Annotated in this window: 10 protein-coding genes; 3 read left to right on the forward strand and 7 right to left on the reverse strand. The window is 70.1% G+C overall.

Features of this window, described 5'->3' with window-relative positions:
• Nucleotides 1-285: 285 nt before the first annotated feature.
• Nucleotides 286-3,945, forward strand: coding sequence for a hydantoinase B/oxoprolinase family protein (locus WMF14_RS22860; RefSeq protein ID WP_437803615.1), 3,660 nt, complete (start codon nt 286-288; stop codon nt 3,943-3,945).
• Nucleotides 3,946-4,014: 69 nt separating this feature from the next.
• On the opposite strand, the gene WMF14_RS22865 is transcribed toward WMF14_RS22860, so the two are convergent.
• The 4 genes from WMF14_RS22865 to WMF14_RS22880 all read right to left on the reverse strand — a co-directional run bounded on the left by WMF14_RS22865 (nt 4,015) and on the right by WMF14_RS22880 (nt 10,158).
• Complete coding sequence (locus WMF14_RS22865; RefSeq protein WP_437803617.1) at nt 4,015-6,030, reverse strand: hypothetical protein; 2,016 nt, start codon at nt 6,028-6,030, stop codon at nt 4,015-4,017.
• Nucleotides 6,012-7,286 carry a hypothetical protein gene (locus WMF14_RS22870; protein ID WP_437803619.1) on the reverse strand — a complete coding sequence of 425 codons (1,275 nt, stop codon included), beginning with the start codon at nt 7,284-7,286 and terminating at the stop codon, nt 6,012-6,014. Before WMF14_RS22870 ends, WMF14_RS22865 begins: the two co-directional genes overlap by 19 nt.
• A 117-nt stretch (nt 7,287-7,403) precedes the next feature.
• The gene (uxuA, locus tag WMF14_RS22875; RefSeq protein WP_437803621.1) at nt 7,404-8,477 is read right to left on the reverse strand and encodes a mannonate dehydratase; all 1,074 of its coding nucleotides are present in this window, start codon (nt 8,475-8,477) and stop codon (nt 7,404-7,406) included.
• Between the two features lie 70 nt (nt 8,478-8,547).
• Nucleotides 8,548-10,158: a pectinesterase family protein gene (locus tag WMF14_RS22880; protein ID WP_437803623.1), complete on the reverse strand. Its 1,611-nt coding sequence runs from the start codon at nt 10,156-10,158 to the stop codon at nt 8,548-8,550.
• Between the two features lie 185 nt (nt 10,159-10,343).
• On the opposite strand from WMF14_RS22880, the gene WMF14_RS22885 reads away from it, so the two are divergent.
• Entirely contained in the window at nt 10,344-13,091 is a 2,748-nt protein-coding gene (locus WMF14_RS22885; RefSeq protein WP_437803625.1) for a bifunctional acetate--CoA ligase family protein/GNAT family N-acetyltransferase, read from the forward strand.
• Between the two features lie 189 nt (nt 13,092-13,280).
• A complete protein-coding gene (locus WMF14_RS22890) occupies nt 13,281-14,657 on the forward strand; it encodes an adenylate/guanylate cyclase domain-containing protein (RefSeq protein WP_272092856.1) in 1,377 nt (458 codons plus the stop codon).
• Between the two features lie 111 nt (nt 14,658-14,768).
• On the opposite strand, the gene WMF14_RS22895 is transcribed toward WMF14_RS22890, so the two are convergent.
• From WMF14_RS22895 to WMF14_RS22905, 3 genes are all read right to left on the reverse strand, one after another.
• Nucleotides 14,769-15,287, reverse strand: a complete 519-nt coding sequence (locus tag WMF14_RS22895) for a hypothetical protein (RefSeq protein WP_437803627.1) — start codon at nt 15,285-15,287, stop codon at nt 14,769-14,771.
• 69 nt (nt 15,288-15,356) lie between these two features.
• A complete protein-coding gene (locus WMF14_RS22900; RefSeq protein ID WP_437803629.1) occupies nt 15,357-15,935 on the reverse strand; it encodes an HD domain-containing protein in 579 nt (192 codons plus the stop codon).
• Nucleotides 15,936-15,947: 12 nt separating this feature from the next.
• Complete coding sequence (locus tag WMF14_RS22905; RefSeq protein ID WP_437803630.1) at nt 15,948-16,490, reverse strand: hypothetical protein; 543 nt, start codon at nt 16,488-16,490, stop codon at nt 15,948-15,950.
• Between the last annotated feature and the right edge of the window lie 4 nt (nt 16,491-16,494).

Consider the following 16,494-nt stretch of genomic DNA (forward strand, 5'->3'; position numbering starts at 1 on the left):
TCACGCCGCACGAACGGTTGTACAGCGCTGAACGTCGGTTCCCGGGCGGGCGTACGCGGCCATGGCGTCGTCGCGAGGCGGCACGCGGCGCGAGGTCACGGGGTCATGGCGCGGCGCCCCCTTGCGCGCGGCGGGGCGATGCGAGCGTCCAGCGGCGTGGGCGCCCCCTCCCGACGGTTCCCGACGGTTGAAGATTGTTCAATGAAAACTTAGTCTTGCCGTCCTTCGGCTGGCAGAACTGCGCGGGAGCGCGGCGGAGGAGGCGTCCGGCAACGAGTGGGTTCCATGACCTCGACCTCGCACAAGTGGCAGTTCTGGATCGATCGCGGAGGCACGTTCACGGACGTCGTGGCCCGGCGGCCGGACGGCTCGCTCACCACGGCCAAGCTCCTGTCGGAGAACCCCGAGCAGTACGCCGACGCGGCGGTCGAGGGGATCCGCCGCCTGCTCGGCCTCGCGCCCGGTCAGGTCATCTCTCCCGCCGACGTCGAGTGCGTGAAGATGGGCACCACGGTCGCCACGAACGCGCTGCTCGAGCGCAAAGGGGACCGCACTGTGCTGGTCACGACGCGCGGCTTCCGCGACGCGCTGCGCATCGGGTACCAGAACCGCCCTCGCCTGTTCGATCGCCACATCGCGCTGCACGACCTGCTCTATGAGCGCGTGATCGAGGCGCGCGAGCGCGTCGGCGCGCGCGGCGACGTGGTGGAGCCGCTCGACGGCGAGGCGCTGCGCGGCCCGCTCTCGGAGGCGTTCGAGGCCGGCATCCGCGCCTGCGCGATCGTCTTCCTGCACGGCTACAGGTTCGCCGCGCACGAGCGGCGGGCGGCCGAGATCGCGCGCGAGGTCGGCTTCACCCAGGTCTCCGCGTCGCACGAGGTGAGCCCGCTGATGAAGCTCGTCTCGCGCGGCGACACAACGGTGGTCGACGCGTACCTGTCGCCCATCCTGCGGCGCTACGTCGAGCAGGTGGCCAGCCAGATGCCCGGCGTGCCGCTCTACTTCATGCAGTCGAGCGGCGGTCTGACGCTGGCCGGCCGCTTCCAGGGCAAGGACGCGATCCTGAGCGGCCCGGCGGGCGGCATCGTCGGCATGGTGCGCACCGCGGTCGCGGGCGGGCACGAGAAGGTGATCGGCTTCGACATGGGCGGCACCTCGACCGACGTGTCGCACTACGCCGGTGAGCTCGAGCGCGCCTTCGAGACGCAGGTGGCCGGCGTCCGGATGCGCGCGCCGATGATGAGCATCCACACCGTGGCCGCGGGGGGCGGCTCGCTGCTCGGCTTCGACGGCGCGCGGCTGCGCGTGGGGCCGGAGTCGGCCGGCGCGAACCCGGGGCCGGCGTGCTACCGCCGCGGCGGGCGGCTGGCCGTCACCGACGCGAACGTGATGCTCGGCAAGATCCAGCCGGAGTTCTTCCCGCACGTGTTCGGCCCGGGCGCCGACGCGCCACTCGACCGCGAGGTCGTCGAGCAGCGCTTCCGGGCCATGGCGGCCGACGTGCAGCGCGACACGTCGCGCCCGATCACGCCGGAGCAGCTGGCCGAGGGCTTCCTGCAGATCGCGGTCGCGAACATGGCCAACGCGGTGAAGAAGATCTCGGTGGCGCGCGGGCACGACGTCACCCAGTACACCCTGCAGTGCTTCGGCGGCGCCGGCGGCCAGCACGCGTGCGCGGTGGCCGACGCGCTCGGCGTGCGCCGCGTCTTCGTCCACCCGCTCGCGGGGGTCCTGTCCGCCTACGGCATGGGCCTCTCGGACCAGAGCGCGATCCGCGAGGCGGCCGTGGAGCGGCGCCTCGACGAGGCGGGGCTCTCCGCGGCGCGCGAGGCGCTCGCGCGCATCGGCCGCGACGCGGAGGCCGAGCTCGTGGGGCAAGGGTTCTCGCCGGAGCGGGTGCGGCTCGTCCGGCGCGTCCACGTGCGCTACGAGGGCACCGACACCGCGCTCGTCGTGCCCGACGGCAGCGCGGAGGCGATCCGCGCCGCCTTCGACGCGGCCTACCGCAGGCGGTTCGCCTTCCTGATGCCGGACAAGGCGCTCGTCCTGGAGAGCGTCTCCGTCGAGGCGATCGGGCCGGGCGAGGCCGCCGAGGAGCGGCCCGCGGAGGCGCGCCCGCACCGCCCCGAGGCCGACGCCCGGGCGCGGATGTACGCCGAGGGGGCGTTCCACGACGCGGCGCTGTACCGGCGCGAGCGGCTCGGGCGCGGCGCGGTGATCGACGGGCCGGCCATCGTCGCCGAGGCCAACGCGACGACCGTGGTGGAGCCGGGCTGGCAGGCGGAGATCACCGCGCTCGGCCACATGGTGCTCACCCGGGTGGCGCCGCGTCCCGAGCGGCGCGCGGTGGGCACCGAGGTCGACCCGGTGATGCTCGAGGTGTTCAACAACCTGTTCATGAACATCGCCGAGCAGATGGGCCTGCGGCTCCAGAACACCGCCCACTCGGTCAACATCAAGGAGCGGCTCGACTTCTCGTGCGCGCTGTTCGACGCGGAGGGCAGCCTGATCGCGAACGCGCCGCACATGCCGGTGCACCTCGGCTCGATGGGCGAGTCGATCAAGACCGTGATCGCGCGGAACCCAGGGATGAAGCCGGGGGACGTGTACGCTCTCAACGATCCGTACCGCGGCGGCACCCACCTGCCGGACGTGACGGTGGTGACGCCGGTGTGGGACGAGGCGGGCGAGCGCGTGCTGTTCTACGTGGCGTCGCGCGGCCATCACGCGGACATCGGCGGCGTCACGCCGGGCTCGATGCCGCCGTTCTCCAGGACGATCGAGGAGGAGGGCGTCCTCCTCGACAACGTGAAGCTGGTCGAGGCCGGGCGGCTCCGCGAGGCGGAGATCCTGGCGCTGCTCGGCGGAGGGCCGTACCCGGCGCGCAACCCGCAGCAGAACCTGGCCGATCTGCGCGCGCAGATCGCGGCGAACGAGAAGGGCGCGCAGGAGCTCGCCGCGATGGTGGCGCAGTTCGGCCTCCCGACGGTGCAAGCGTACATGAAGCACGTGCAGGACAACGCCGAGGAGAGCGTGCGCCTCGCGATCGCGCGGCTCGACCCGGCGCTCCTCCACGACGGGCGCTTCTCGCTGCCGCTCGACAACGGCGCGACGATCGAGGTGGCCCTCCGGATCGACCGGGAGCGCCGCGCGGCGGTCGTGGACTTCACCGGCACGTCCGGGCAGATGGAGAACAACTTCAACGCGCCCCGCGCGGTGACGATGGCCGCGGTGCTCTACGTCTTCCGCACGCTCGTCGACGACGACATCCCGCTCAACGCGGGGTGCCTGAAGCCGATCGAGGTCGTCATCCCCGAGGGCTCGATGCTGAGCCCGCGCCCGCCGGCCGCGGTGGTGGCCGGCAACGTCGAGGTGTCGACCTGCGTCACGAACGCGCTGTACGGGGCCCTCGGCGTGCTCGCGAGCAGCCAGCCGACGATGAACAACTTCACGTTCGGCGACGAGCGGCTCCAGTACTACGAGACGATCTCGGGCGGCTCGGGGGCGGGCATCGAGATCGGCGGGAGCGGCGGCGGCGGCACGCGCGCCGAGCGCGGCTTCGCGGGGACGAGCGTCGTGCAGACGCACATGACGAACTCGCGCCTGACGGATCCGGAGGTGCTGGAGCACCGCTTCCCGGTGCGGCTGGATCGCTACGAGATCCGCGAGGGCTCCGGCGGGGCCGGGCGCTTTCCGGGCGGGAACGGCGGCACGCGCGCCGTGCGCTTCCTGGAGCCGATGACGGCGTCGATCCTGTCGAACGGGCGCTCGACGGCCGCGTTCGGGCTGGCCGGCGGGCGGGCGGGCGCGCCCGGGCGCAACCTGGTGGTGCGCGCGGACGGCTCGGTCGAGGTGCTGGGGCACATCGGATCGGTCGAGATGGGGAGCGGCGATGTGTTCGTGATCGAGACGCCGGGGGGCGGCGGGTACGGAGCGCCCGCCTGAGGACGGCTGGCACCGTGGGAGGTGCCCTTCGCTGGCGGCGGGCGGGTGGCTCGCCCGGCCCGCCGCCGCTCACGCATCGACGGGCACGGGGCTCCGATCGACGGCCAGCGCAGCGAGCCGCAGCCCGAACGCCTCGTACCGGTCGCGCGCCGCCTGCGGCATGCCCAGCGCCTTGAGGCACGCGCCTTCGCGCTCGGGCCAGGGCAGCGCGTGGTAGATGCGGCGGGCGCGACTGACGAGGTCGCGCCTCCCGGCGCCGCGCCCGACGCGCAGGAGCACCGCGGCCTGCACGAGGACGTTCCCCGAGCGAGCGAAGGCCGCCTCGAGGGCCTCCTCCGCGTCGCCGACGGCGGCGCCGCGCTGGACCGTGTACCAGAGCCGGAGGCCGGCGATCCGCGTTGCCTCGCCGGGGAGGTGGTGAGCTTCCGCCGCACGGGCGGCGTCGTCCAGCAGCACATCGAGCCGCTCCACCGAGCCGGACCGGAGCGCGGCGACGGCGACGCGGCGCACGCACGCCGCGATGAGCTCGGGCGCACCCACACGCGCGAGCGCGAGCGCACGCTCGGCCGGCTCCGTGGCCGCGTGTTCCGATCCGGCGCGCGCGAGGAGGTTGTCCGCTGCGAGCAGCTCCGCCTCGATCCGCGACCACGGAGGGGTCGCAGGCGCAACCGCGACGACCCGCGAAACGAGCGCCTCGAGGGCGGCGTCCATGCGTTCGAGGCTCTTTTCTTCGAGGAGCCCGGCGCGCACGGCGAGCCGGACCCACCCGGCGCTGGCGCTGGCGCGGGTGAGCGCACCAGAGAGATCGCCGTCGGCCGCGGTCACGTCGGCGAGATCCTCGATGCCGCGAAAGGCGGCGAGCTCCCCCTGCGAACGGCGGACATTCAGGCGAAGCTGGTCGGCTTGCTCGGACTTGATGGAGGCCATGACGTCGACGGCAGCCCCGAGCTCCCCTTGGCTGATGAGGAGCTCGGAGAGCATCGCAGCGAAAGAATGGATCCAGGCGCGGGGCCCCGCTTGCGCGGTCTGACGGAGGCTATCCTGGAGCTTGTGCGTCGCCTCCTTCCAGCGCCCTTCATAGCTCAGGAGAAACGCTTCCAGCCTGTGCATGAAGAGGCGATTCTCGGTCGCGAACCAGGCCATTTGCGTCTGCCCTAACGCGTCGCGAGCTCCCCGCACGTCCTCACGGTCAAGGTAGGCGCCCACGAGCACGATGAGTTGCTGCGTGACGAAATCCGGGTTGCGCGGGTCCGCCTGCTCTGCGGCATCGCGGGCCTCACGTACCGCGGTGATCTCGCTGCCATAGTAGTCCGAGAGATGCGAGAGGAGCCTGGTGTACTCCTCGCTGAACTCCTCCCGCACCGGCCCGAGCACTCGCAGCGCCTCCTGCACGTGGATGCGACGCTCCTGCTTGGTGGCGCCATCGCAGCGGTGGAAGTGGAGCGCTGCCAGCATCAACCGGTCGAGTGCCACGAGCCGTTTCTTCCGCTCCAGGAGCGCGATCCCGCGGTCGAGCGCGCGGTGCGCATCATGCAGGCGATTCTGCATGATCAGATCTTTTCCGAGGGCCAGCAGCGCATCGGGCGAGCGCTCGTTGGCGATCTGGTGCTCGACGTCGGGCTCAGGCTCCCGCAAGGGCTCGAGATCGATGGCCTCCTGAGGTTCGATGAGGGCGACGGCGTCGCGGATCGAATAGCAATCCGGCGCCTCCCGCACGAAGCGCTGAAACGCCTCGAGACCACGCAGGCGCAACAGGAAGCGGCATCTCCGGCTGAGGAGCTTCTCGCGATTGAGGTTCAGGGCCAGCATCGCCTCCGCCGCGAGCCCGCCGACATGAAGGAAGACGACACCTTCGCCCGCGGCGGCGGGCGAGTCGAACATCTGCACGACATCGCCGCCGGTCTCGAGCGTGAACTCGCCGCTCGCCTCGACCCCGATCGCGCTGCGCACGAGCGGCCAGGCCGCGTCGTCGGCGACGACGATCACGAAATGCCCCCGTCCCAGCGCAGCCTCGAGGCCGCGGAGCTGTTGCTCGTCCGCTCGCCGCAGCTTGCGCACGACCCGGCTCACACCTTGTCCAGCCACTCCCAGAGCATCGGCGCCACCTCCCACCAGATGCCGTCGTGGTTGTGCTCGATCACGACCGATCGCCGGGCATATTCCAGCTGTTCGGCGTCGGCCAGCTCGTGCACCTCGCGTATGGCGCGGAGCGCCTCCTTGTCCTTTGGATAGAGCGTGGCGATGAACCGGGTCTTCTCCTCGGTCAGCGTATCCTCCCACGCGATCTCATCGACGTGATCCTGACTGTAGAGCTGCGCCTGGATGATCGCGAAACGTAAGAGGTTGAAGAAGTCGCGCACGACCCCGCCGGAGTACAGGGCGGCTTCGCGGACGACCTCGGCGTCGAACAGACCAGGGCCGACGCGCGCGTCGAAGATGCTCCGCATGACAGCAACGCCGGTCGAGTCCTCGGCGTTGGTCGGGTCCAGGGCGTTGGTCTTGCGCAGCACCAGGATCGGACGCAGGTGGTTGACGTTCCTTCCGAGGGTGCCGCCCGGACCGCCGAAGGTGACGGAAGGAGGCACCGTGAGAAGGATGGGAACGTGCGGTGCGAGGAGCGCGCCAAGGTTGGTGTCGAAGATCTCGGTGAACTGCTCATTCGAGCGGAGCTTCTCGAGATCGTCGACGACGATGAGCACGCGGTGCGGGAGGCCAGCGTGCACCAGCGCCGTCCCGATGTCTTCGACGAGGGCCTCGATGAGCTCGACGAGCACACTCCCCTGGGCCTCGGCAAACCCGCGGAACTCGCGGCGGCGGCCTTGCTCCACGGCGAGCTCCTGACTGAGCTTGACGAAGAAGAGATCGAAGCTCAGACCGAACTTTCCGCCCTTCGTCACGACCCCGGTCGGGCCGTAGAGCGCGGCGTCGAGCCGCTGCAGGATGCCGAGCCATCGGTCCGACCGATCGAACTTCACCAGCGTCTTGTCGGCGCTGGCGCGCGCGTAGAGCTGCGCCGCGATCAGGAACAAGAGCTCGTGTGAGGCGAGGCTCGGCAGGTGCTCCGGCTCGATGTCGAATGCGACGACGTAAAAGCGCCGCAGGATGTCGGGGTCGGCGAGGAGCCGCTTGAGCTCCGTGCTCTTGCCGCTGCCGATGTGCCCCGACAGGAAGAACCGGTCCCGCTCGTTCGCCTTGAGGAGCTGGCCCCGCAGCCGCGCGAGGGGTGGCAGCTGACGCCCCCTGCCGACCGGGATGGTGTTCTGCACGTAGACCGGGTCATCGGGCTCGAGCGCCTTGAGTTCGAGGGCCTGGTAGGCGTCGTCGAGGGTCGTGGCAGGCACGGTGCCGACACTCTAGCCTCCGCTGCGCGGGAAGTGAAAGGTCTCCGCCGGCGGGCGGCGTCCGCGACGGACCCCGGTCGAGGCCGGCGTCCCCGCCTCCCCTGCCCGCTCACCCGCTCATCCAGGTGCAGGCGCCTTGGGAGCGGGTCCGGGCGAGAGCTTGCACGTGGCCTCCCACAGCCCATTGAGATACACGAGGCCCAGCGCGCGGTCGTACAGCCCATACCCCGGCTTGCCCGTCTCACCCCAGATCATGCGTCCGTGATCCGGGCGCACGTAGCCGTCGAAGCCGACGTCATGGTACGCCTTCACGATGGCGGCCATGTCGAGAGAGCCCTCGCAGGACAGGTGGGCAGATTCGAAGAAGGTGCCGTCCTCCTCGACCGCCACGTTGCGCAGATGCCCGAAGGGGATGCGGCCCATGCCGCCGAACTCGCGCACCAGCGATACGATGTTGTTGCACAGGTCGGCCCCGAGCGAGCCTGAGCACAGCGTGATGCCGTTGGCCGGAGAGTCGACGGTCTTCACGAGGCGCATCAGGTCGTCCCGGTTCTTGACGATGCGCGGCAGGCCGAAGATCGGCCGGGGCGGGTCGTCCGGGTGCATGGCCATGCGGACCCCGACCTCCTCGGCGACAGGGATGATGCGCCGGAGGAAGTGTTCGAGGTGCGCCCACAGCGCCTCTTCGCCGACGTTCCTGTACTCGTCGAGGACGGCGCGGAGCTGCTCCGGCCTGTAGCTCGAGTCCCAGCCGGGCAGCGAGATGCCTTGTTCCGGGTCGATCTCGGCCACCGCCGCGGCGTCGAAGGCCAGGGTCAGCGAGCCGTCGGGGAGCTCTCTGGTCATCTCGGTGCGGGTCCAGTCGAAGACCGGCATGAAGTTGTAGCAGATCACCTTCACGCCGGCGGCCGCGCAGTTGCGGATGTTCTGGCAGAAATTGTCGATCAGCCGCTCGCGGGTCGGCTTGCCGAGCTTGATGTCCTCGTGCACCGGCACGCTCTCGACCACCTCGAACCGGAGGCCGGCGCCCTCGATGCGCGCCCTGAGCGCCTGCAGCCGCTCGACCGGCCACACCTCGCCCACCGGCACATCGTAAATAGCCGAGACGATGCCGTAGATGCCCGGGATCTGACGGATGTACTCGAGCTTCACGGGGTCGTTCTCGCCGTACCAGCGAAAGGTCATCTTCATCGTTTCGGTCCTTCCAGCACCACGGGTCATCCCGCGCAGAGTTCAGCGTTCGAGGGGCCGCGCGGCCGGCTCAGCGCGGAGGGGCCCATCCGCCGAGCACGATCGCTGGATCGCGCATCATCGCCGCTTGCGCCGCGGAGATCTGCGTCGATCCGGCGATACGCCCGCTGGTGTCGATGAGGCGCCCTTCCGCGTCCCGGCTCTGGTACTCCCAGAAGCGGAGGGAGCGCGGCGCGGCCCCGCCGGTGATCGTCCACCCCGCCCGCGAGACGTGGCTGCCGAGCGTGCAGTTGATGTACGCGACGTGGCTCGCCGGATACTGGCTCACGTCGATCCTCGCCAGCGTGCTCCCCGTGATGCCCGCGTCGCTGGTGATGCGCGAGTCGACGAAGACATAGCCATAGCCAGCGTCGCCGTTGCGCGCCTGCACGACGTAGCCGGATCGACCGACGGTCTTGATCTCGCACCGGTTGAAATACGCCGCGCCCGTGCCCCACACGAAGTCGACGTTGCCGGCGATCGTGCAGTTGTCCGCGTAGATGCGCCCGGACCAGAGCAGCGTGTCCTGGAGGCTCAGGATGTCGGCGTCGCGCACGACGCACTTGTCGCAGTCCTGGATGCGCAGCGCCTCCGCCTGGGAGCCGCCCTGCGGCGTGAGGTTGTGGATGGTGAGGTTCTCGATGACGAGGCCGCTCACCTTGTCGGCGCCGACGAGCGCGCGCCCCCTGGTGCTCGGGTTCAGGTTGTTGTTGTTCGTGCCCGACAGGACCGTGCCTTTGCGGTCGGCCCCGCGCAGCGTGATGTTGTGTTTGTTCTCGAAGTAGACGACCCCGTGGTGGACGCCGCGCTGAACGGTGATGACGACGCTGTCCCGGTTGTTCGCCGGGATCGCGTCGAGCGCGCCTTGCACGGAGCAGAAGTCGCCGGAGCCGTCGAGCGCCACCTCGAGCGACGAGAGGCTCGATGGGCCTGCATCCGCCGTATCGAAGCGCCACGCCGTCGCGTCCGCGATCGCGAAGGAGCCGCCCCCCGGCGGGACGATGGCGCCGGGATCGATCGTGACGTAATAGGACTCGCCGTAGTCGAGCGCGCGCGCCGGCAAGGACACGACGGCATCGTTGCCGTCCACGTACACCGGGCGAGGTACGTTGAATGTCCGGCCGCCGATCGTGGCGCTCACGGTCATCGAGGACATGTCGACCGTCGCGACCGCCGCGCCTGGCCGGGCGGCGTTGAACACGCGAACGGCGCCCGCGCGGCCCAGCGTCGGAGCGCCGGGGAACGTGATGCGGAGCGGCGGATCCGGGCACAGCCCCCGGGCGCCTGGCGAGGGAAACAGCGCGCTCACGCCGGCCGGGAGATCGACCGGGCCCGCGCCGCCGTCGCCTTGGCTCGCGCCGGTGCCCTCGCCGCCGCCGCCGGCCGCGCCGGCGCCGCCTGCTCCCGCGCCGGCGCCGCCCGCTCCCGCGCCACCCGATGCCGCGCTGCTGGTCGACCCGCCGCCGCCCGATGCCGCGCTGCTGGTCGAGCTGCCTCCGGTCGATCCGCCGCTCGTCGAAGCGCCGGCGGTCGAGGCGCCGCTGGACGCCTCGGCGCCCGCGTCGTCCGCTGTCCCAGCGTCCTCGCAGGCGATGGCACACAGACCGAGGAGCCCGAAGAGAAAAAGTCGAGAGCGGTTCATGGCGCCGGCGCAGGGTATCAAAGCGCCGCGCGGCCGGGCAATCTTCGCTCAGGGCACGGAACATGCCCCTGCTCTGTTCGCAGAGACTCCCCCATGCACCCAGCCCGGCCGCGTGGCACGACGGCCATCGTCGTCCTGCGCAATGGCCCCTGTGGCGTTCGCCCCATCACCCCTCGAGGAGCTTCATGGCTGACTCCGTACCCACGACCGACCGTGCCCACGATGTCCTCCGTCAGGAGCCTCAGAGCCTCGACCCCATCTTCAGGCCGCGGAACGTCGCGGTCATCGGCGCGACCGAGAACAGCGGCGCCGTCGGCCGCACGCTCCTCTGGAACCTGATCAGCAACCCGTTCGGCGGCACCGTCTTTCCGGTGAACCCGAAGCGGCAGAGCGTCCTCGGCATCAAGGCCTATCCGAGCATCGCGGCCGTGCCGGCGAAGGTGGATCTCGCGGTGCTCGTCACCCCCGCCGCGAGCGTGCCGGGCCTCATCGGCGAGTGCGTGGACGCCGGCGTCCCCGGCGCGATCATCATCTCGGCCGGATTCAAGGAGATGGGGCCCCCGGGCATCCGGCTCGAGCAGCAGATCATGGAGCGCGCCCGCGGGAAGATGCGCATCATCGGCCCGAACTGCCTTGGCGTCATGAACCCGATCGGCGGGCTCAACGCGACGTTCGCGAAGGGGCAGGCGCGGCCGGGCAAGGTCGCGTTCGTCAGCCAGTCCGGCGCGCTCTGCACGGCGGTGCTCGACTGGAGCCTCAAGGAACAGGTCGGCTTCAGCGCGTTCGTCAGCGTCGGCTCGATGCTCGACGTCGGCTGGGGCGACCTGATCGACCACCTCGGCAACGACCCCAAGACGAGCAGCATCCTCATCTACATGGAGTCGATCGGCGACCCGCGCGACGCGCGATCGTTCCTGTCGGCCGCCCGCGAGGTGGCGCTCACCAAGCCGATCATCGTGATCAAGCCAGGCCGCAGCGAGGCGGCGGCGAAGGCGGCCGCCTCGCACACCGGCTCGCTCACCGGCTCGGACGAGGTGCTCGACGCGGCGTTCCGGCGCGTGGGCGTGCTGCGCGTGAACGACATCGCGGACCTGTTCTCCATGGCCGAGACGCTGGCCAAGCAGCCCCGGCCGCGCGGCAACCGGCTGTGCATCGTCACCAACGCCGGCGGCCCGGGCGTGCTGGCGACGGACGCGCTCGTCGCGAACGGCGGCGAGCTGGCGCCGCTCTCGCCGGAGATCCTGGGCGAGCTGAGCAGCTTCCTCCCCCCCGCGTGGAGCCGCAACAACCCGGTCGACGTGCTCGGCGACGCCGGCGCCGACCGCTACGCGAAGGCGCTGGAGATCTGCGCCAAGGGCCCGAACAACGACGGCGTGCTCGTCATCCTCACGCCGCAGGACATGACCGAGCCGACCCAGACCGCCGAGGCGCTGCGCAAGCACGCGCACGTCGAGGGCAAGCCGGTCCTCGCCAGCTGGATGGGCGGCGTGGAGGTGGAGGCGGGCAAGGCGATCTTGAACCGCGCCGGGGTCCCGACGTTCGAGTACCCCGACACCGCAGCTCGCGCGTTCTGCTCCATGTTCCGCTACGCGTACGCCCTCCGGGCGCTGTACGAGACCCCGAGCACGGACGAGCGGGCGCTGAACGTCGATCGCGAGAGGGCCAGGGAGCTCATCGCCGGCGTCCGCGCGTCGGGCCGGACGCTCCTGGATGAGGTGGAGTCGAAGCAGCTCATGGCGGCGTACGGCCTCCCGACGGTGCCGACGGCCGTCGCGAGGAGCACGGACGAGGCCGTGGCCACGGCCAGGGAGATGGGGTATCCGGCCGTCCTCAAGCTGTACAGCGCGACGATCACCCACAAGACCGACGTGGGCGGCGTGAAGCTCGACCTGCGCGACGACGACGCCGTACGCAGGGCGTTCGAGGAGATCCAGGAGAGCGTCTCGCGGCGGGCCGGCGCGCAGCACTTCCAGGGCGTGACGGTCCAGCCGATGATCTCGCTGAAGGATGCTTACGAGATCATCCTCGGCAGCTCGATCGATCCGCAGTTCGGCCCGGTGCTGCTGTTCGGGGCCGGCGGGCAGCTCGTCGAGATCTTCAAGGACCGCTCGCTCGGCCTGCCGCCGCTCAACGCGACGCTTGCCCGGCGCATGATGGAGCAGACGAGGATCTACCGCGCGCTCAAGGGCGTGCGCGGCCGCAAGCCGGTGGACCTCACGGCGCTCGAGCACCTGCTCGTGAGGTTCTCGCAGCTCGTGATCGAGCAGCGATGGATAAGCGAGATCGACATCAACCCGCTCTCCGTGAACTCGGAGGGCGCCATCGCCCTCGACGCCCGCGTCGTCCTGCACCCGCCGGACACGCCGGAGTCCGCGCTCCCCAGGTCGGCGATCCGCGAGTATCCCACGCAGTATGTGACGGAGCTCAAGAGCAAGGACGGGCAGGCGTCGTTCACAATTCGGCCCATCCGCCCCGAGGACGAGCCGCAGATGGTCGAGTTCCACCGGAAGCTGTCCGAGCGGACCGTGCGGCTCCGGTATTTCTACCCGATGCAGCTCGATCTGCGCACCGCGCACGAGCGGCTGACGCGCGTCTGCTTCGCGGACTACGACCGCGAGATGGCGCTCGTCGTCGAGAAGCCGCCCGCGGGCGGCGCGCAGCGGCAGATCATCGGCGTCGGCCGGCTGAGCAAGCTGCCGGGCACGCGTGACGCGGAGTTCGCCCTGCTGATCAGCGATGAGCACCAGCGTCAGGGGCTCGGTTCCCGGCTGCTCGGCCTCCTCGTCCAGATCGGCCGCGACGAGGGGCTCTCCCGCATCAGCGCCGACATCCTGGCCGAGAACGTGGAGATGCAGCGCGTGGCGCAGAAGCTCGGCTTCCAGGTGACGCGCGAGATCGGGGACTCGACCGCGAGGGCGGAGCTGACGCTGTAGGCGCGCAGCCGCAGCCGACCTGGAACCGCGGGGCGACGGACGCTCATCGGCGTCGCATCGAGAGCCCAGTTGTCGTGTGCGACAGCCGCGCTGCTGGAGCGCCCGTGGGAACGTGGGGGGCGACGCGGCCGGGCTCGCACGTGGCGCTTCCCGCCGCCTGCGAGACATGCGCATGCTCGGAGCGCAGCCATGGATACCCACCGTCTGAAGACCCTGTTCGAGCGGCTCAGGCAGCAGCACCCCGCGAACGCAGGCGAGATCGATGCGGTCGAGCGATGGCTCCACGACGCGCCGCTCATCCGTCGCTACCGTATCAACCCCCACGTGGTCGCGGCGGACACCGCGCTCGACGCGCACGCGGTCATCCGCGTCCTGCTGCACGGCACCCAGACTGGCCTCTTCGACATGCACTGGGACGTCCACTGCAGCCATTGCAACATGCTGGCCGAGGCCATCGACGACCTCGCCGCGGCGGCCGCCGTCTCGTTCTGCCCGATGTGCGAGTACTCCTTCGACGTCGACATGTCGGCGCGCGTCGAGGTGACGTTCTCGCTCGGCCGGTCCATCGAGGACCTCGGCTTCCCCCCCGTTTGCCCGCCGCCGTCGGCGCTCCATCCCCGTTATGGCATGACCGCCGCGCTCGGCGAGACCGCGGCGGCGACCGAGGTGCTCCCCCCGGGCCGCTACCGCTACTTCTGCCCCTTGACCCGCGCCAAGGGCATCCTTCGCGTCGAGGGTGAGCCCACGGACGAGGTGCAGGCCGTCGCGATCTCGCAGCTGGCGGGACCCCACTATGACGTGACAGAGCTCGCGGTGCGGCCCGGCCCGCTCAAGATCGCGCTCACCAACGTGGGCTGGCCGCAGTGCGGCTTCGTCGTTCATCACGATGTCTTGAAGGACGAGCTCGATCCGGCCAGCCTGCCGCGGCGGCTCAGCGGGCTCGAGCTGCTCCACGTCCCGGAGTACCGGCGCTACTTCGGCGGCATGGTGCTGTCGGCGCGGGAGCGGCTGACGGTCCGATCGGTCCTCGTCGTCTTCACCGATCTGTGCGGCTCCACGCGGCTGTACGAGCGGATCGGCGACGCCCCCGCGTACAACCTGGTGCGCGATCACTTCGACGTCGTGATTGGCGCGGTCGAAGCTCAGGGCGGCGCGGTGGTCAAGACCATCGGCGACGCGGTCATGGCCACTTTCCTGGACGAGCGGTCCGCGGTGACGGCGCTGAGCGCAGCCATGCGCGGCATGCTCGGCCACAACGCCGGCCGGCCCGAGGGCGAGCGCCTCGTGCTCCGGGCGGGCATGCACCGCGGCCCGGCGTTGCTCGTCAACCTGAACCAGCGCCTCGACTACTTCGGCCGCACCGTGAACACGGCGGCGCGCCTGCTCGGCGTCTCAACAGGCGGCGAGCTCACCGTGTCCGCGCCGCTCGCCGCCGATGCCGAGCTCGTCGGTCTGCTGACCGCCGAGGGCTGGACGCCGCCGCGCGCCTCGCACGTCGACCTGAAGGGGATCGAGGGGACCCGCACCGTGCACTCGGCGGGTTTTCCCGGCATGGCTGCGCGCTGACCCGCGCGCGTCTCCGACGCACCGGACCCGCTGACTGTGCACGGCCAGCGGCGCTCTCCGCGCCGTCCCGCCGATCGCCTCCGGGCCTCATCGCAAGCTCCTCTGCCCACGTCACAACGCAAGCGTGTACCCCTCCACCGAGTACCCGCAAGCGCGCGGGACGGCATGAGCGTGCGTCGCAAATTTCAGCATTCCGGGGCACGACGGATGCTGCATGGCTTGATTCTCACTCCCAATCCTCCATGGGAGATAATCAACATGATGCGATGTACACGTGAGGCAGCGCGGCGGCGACTGACGGAGCGCTCGCCATTTCAACGTCGACTGCAGACCTGCGATGTGGTGTTCCAGCAGCATCATGGGATGACGGAAGCCGGCGGCATCGTTGAGAAACGCGTGCATGGCGGGACCTTGGCGTTCAAATTCAGCCAGCTCGCGCCTGGCATCGTCGAGCGACGGCAAAACCTCCGCGTCCACGACCGTGGCGCATTCCGCGCACCACGCGGGCGCGGTCTTCGCGACGGCGCTGTCGCCATCAGGAAGCTGGTAGTAGGCTCCAGAAGGACCCTCGCGCAGCATTCCCTCGAACGCGCAAGCTGTGCAGGTTACGCGGAACAGGTAGATGCCCATGAGTCTGCTCGAGTCTGCCCATCGCTCCGATGAGCCCCGGCCCGAAGCGCCGGCGGTTCCACCCGATAGTTAGCGCTCGTGTCGGCTACATTCCAATCGCACATGCCCTCGTTCAGCGATCCTCTCGAAGCAAGAGTCGAAGGGGATGAACAGGCCCCAGCGATCACGGCCGCCGCGCGCCGTGGCCTCCAGAAGCGCTCGTTCCTCCAGGTCCGGCGCGCGCACTCCCTTCCAGAGCTTGTCGGCCAGGGCGATGATGAGCTCCTCCAGTGTAGATGCCATCTGCTGCCAGCGTGCGTGCGACAAGCACACTCTCGCGAGCGCCGGCGTGACCGAGGCCGCGAGGAGCATCCGCTCGCCTGCGGGTTCGTGCTCGCTGCCCGGCCCCGTGAGCTCTCGAGGGTGCTCAATCTTGCCGGCGTCATGGAGCACCACGCCAACCCGAACAAAGTCCTCGTCGATCGGAATGCCCTGCTCGCGGAAGAGGATGATAAGCAGATCGGCCGCTTCCCCGACGAGCTCGACGTGCCGCAACAAGTGAGGCGGAGCGCCCAGGGTCGCGAGCAGCGACCTGGCGTCATCGCGGGAGGCGGGAAACATGAAACGCCCTGCCCTTCGCACGTCTGGATGACGTCCCGTGATGGCCATTCATCCGATGGTTCACTTCCAGAATTGCCACCACTTTTTGCCCGGAAGCTGCTGTTCCGCTTGCTCGTCCGGCCCCTCGCCGTCGTCCTCTCTGAAGTCCTTGTGCTGGACCATCTGGACACCGCCACATGCACCGCAGAAGGCGCTGAACGCGTCCATCGTTGCGCCAGCAGGAATATTCGGGAAGACTCTCGCGATCAGCTCGGAAGGCGCGTCGAACAGCTCGTCCAGGCCGCACTTGCTGCACGGGCCGATGGTCCAGTCTGCGCGCTCTCGCAGGTACTGCCCGCGGACCTGCAGCAGGTTCTCGCCGCCTGTCGGCGCAATGAACCGAACCTCTGTGCCTTCGTTGACGGTCTTCAACTGGTGCGGTTGGTTCAGGACCCGGGCGGTAAAGACATCGCCGTGGCATGCGGTAACGCGCACCCAGACAAGCTCCGGACGGCGATCGGTGAGCCGCGGCCCACCATCGTGAACCAGGACTTGCACGTCGTCCGGGTGGTCGACGTGGAAGCGGCCCTCAAGCCTCGGGTGCTGTCGCCAAGCTGCCGTCATGTCC

The sequence above is a fragment of the Sorangium sp. So ce693 genome (assembly GCF_051521375.1).
Taxonomy (GTDB): domain Bacteria; phylum Myxococcota_A; class Polyangia; order Polyangiales; family Polyangiaceae; genus Sorangium; species Sorangium atrum.

Bases quoted from the DNA above. Each gene is read 5' to 3' on its own strand.
- WMF14_RS22905 (WP_437803630.1), bottom strand. From the start codon at position 16,490: ATGACGGCAGCTTGGCGACAGCACCCGAGGCTTGAGGGCCGCTTCCAC.
- WMF14_RS22860 (WP_437803615.1), top strand. From the start codon at position 286: ATGACCTCGACCTCGCACAAGTGGCAGTTCTGGATCGATCGCGGAGGC.
- WMF14_RS22885 (WP_437803625.1), top strand. From the start codon at position 10,344: ATGGCTGACTCCGTACCCACGACCGACCGTGCCCACGATGTCCTCCGT.
- uxuA (WP_437803621.1), bottom strand. From the start codon at position 8,477: ATGAAGATGACCTTTCGCTGGTACGGCGAGAACGACCCCGTGAAGCTC.
- WMF14_RS22895 (WP_437803627.1), bottom strand. From the start codon at position 15,287: ATGGGCATCTACCTGTTCCGCGTAACCTGCACAGCTTGCGCGTTCGAG.
- WMF14_RS22880 (WP_437803623.1), bottom strand. From the start codon at position 10,158: ATGAACCGCTCTCGACTTTTTCTCTTCGGGCTCCTCGGTCTGTGTGCC.
- WMF14_RS22900 (WP_437803629.1), bottom strand. From the start codon at position 15,935: ATGGCCATCACGGGACGTCATCCAGACGTGCGAAGGGCAGGGCGTTTC.
- WMF14_RS22890 (WP_272092856.1), top strand. From the start codon at position 13,281: ATGGATACCCACCGTCTGAAGACCCTGTTCGAGCGGCTCAGGCAGCAG.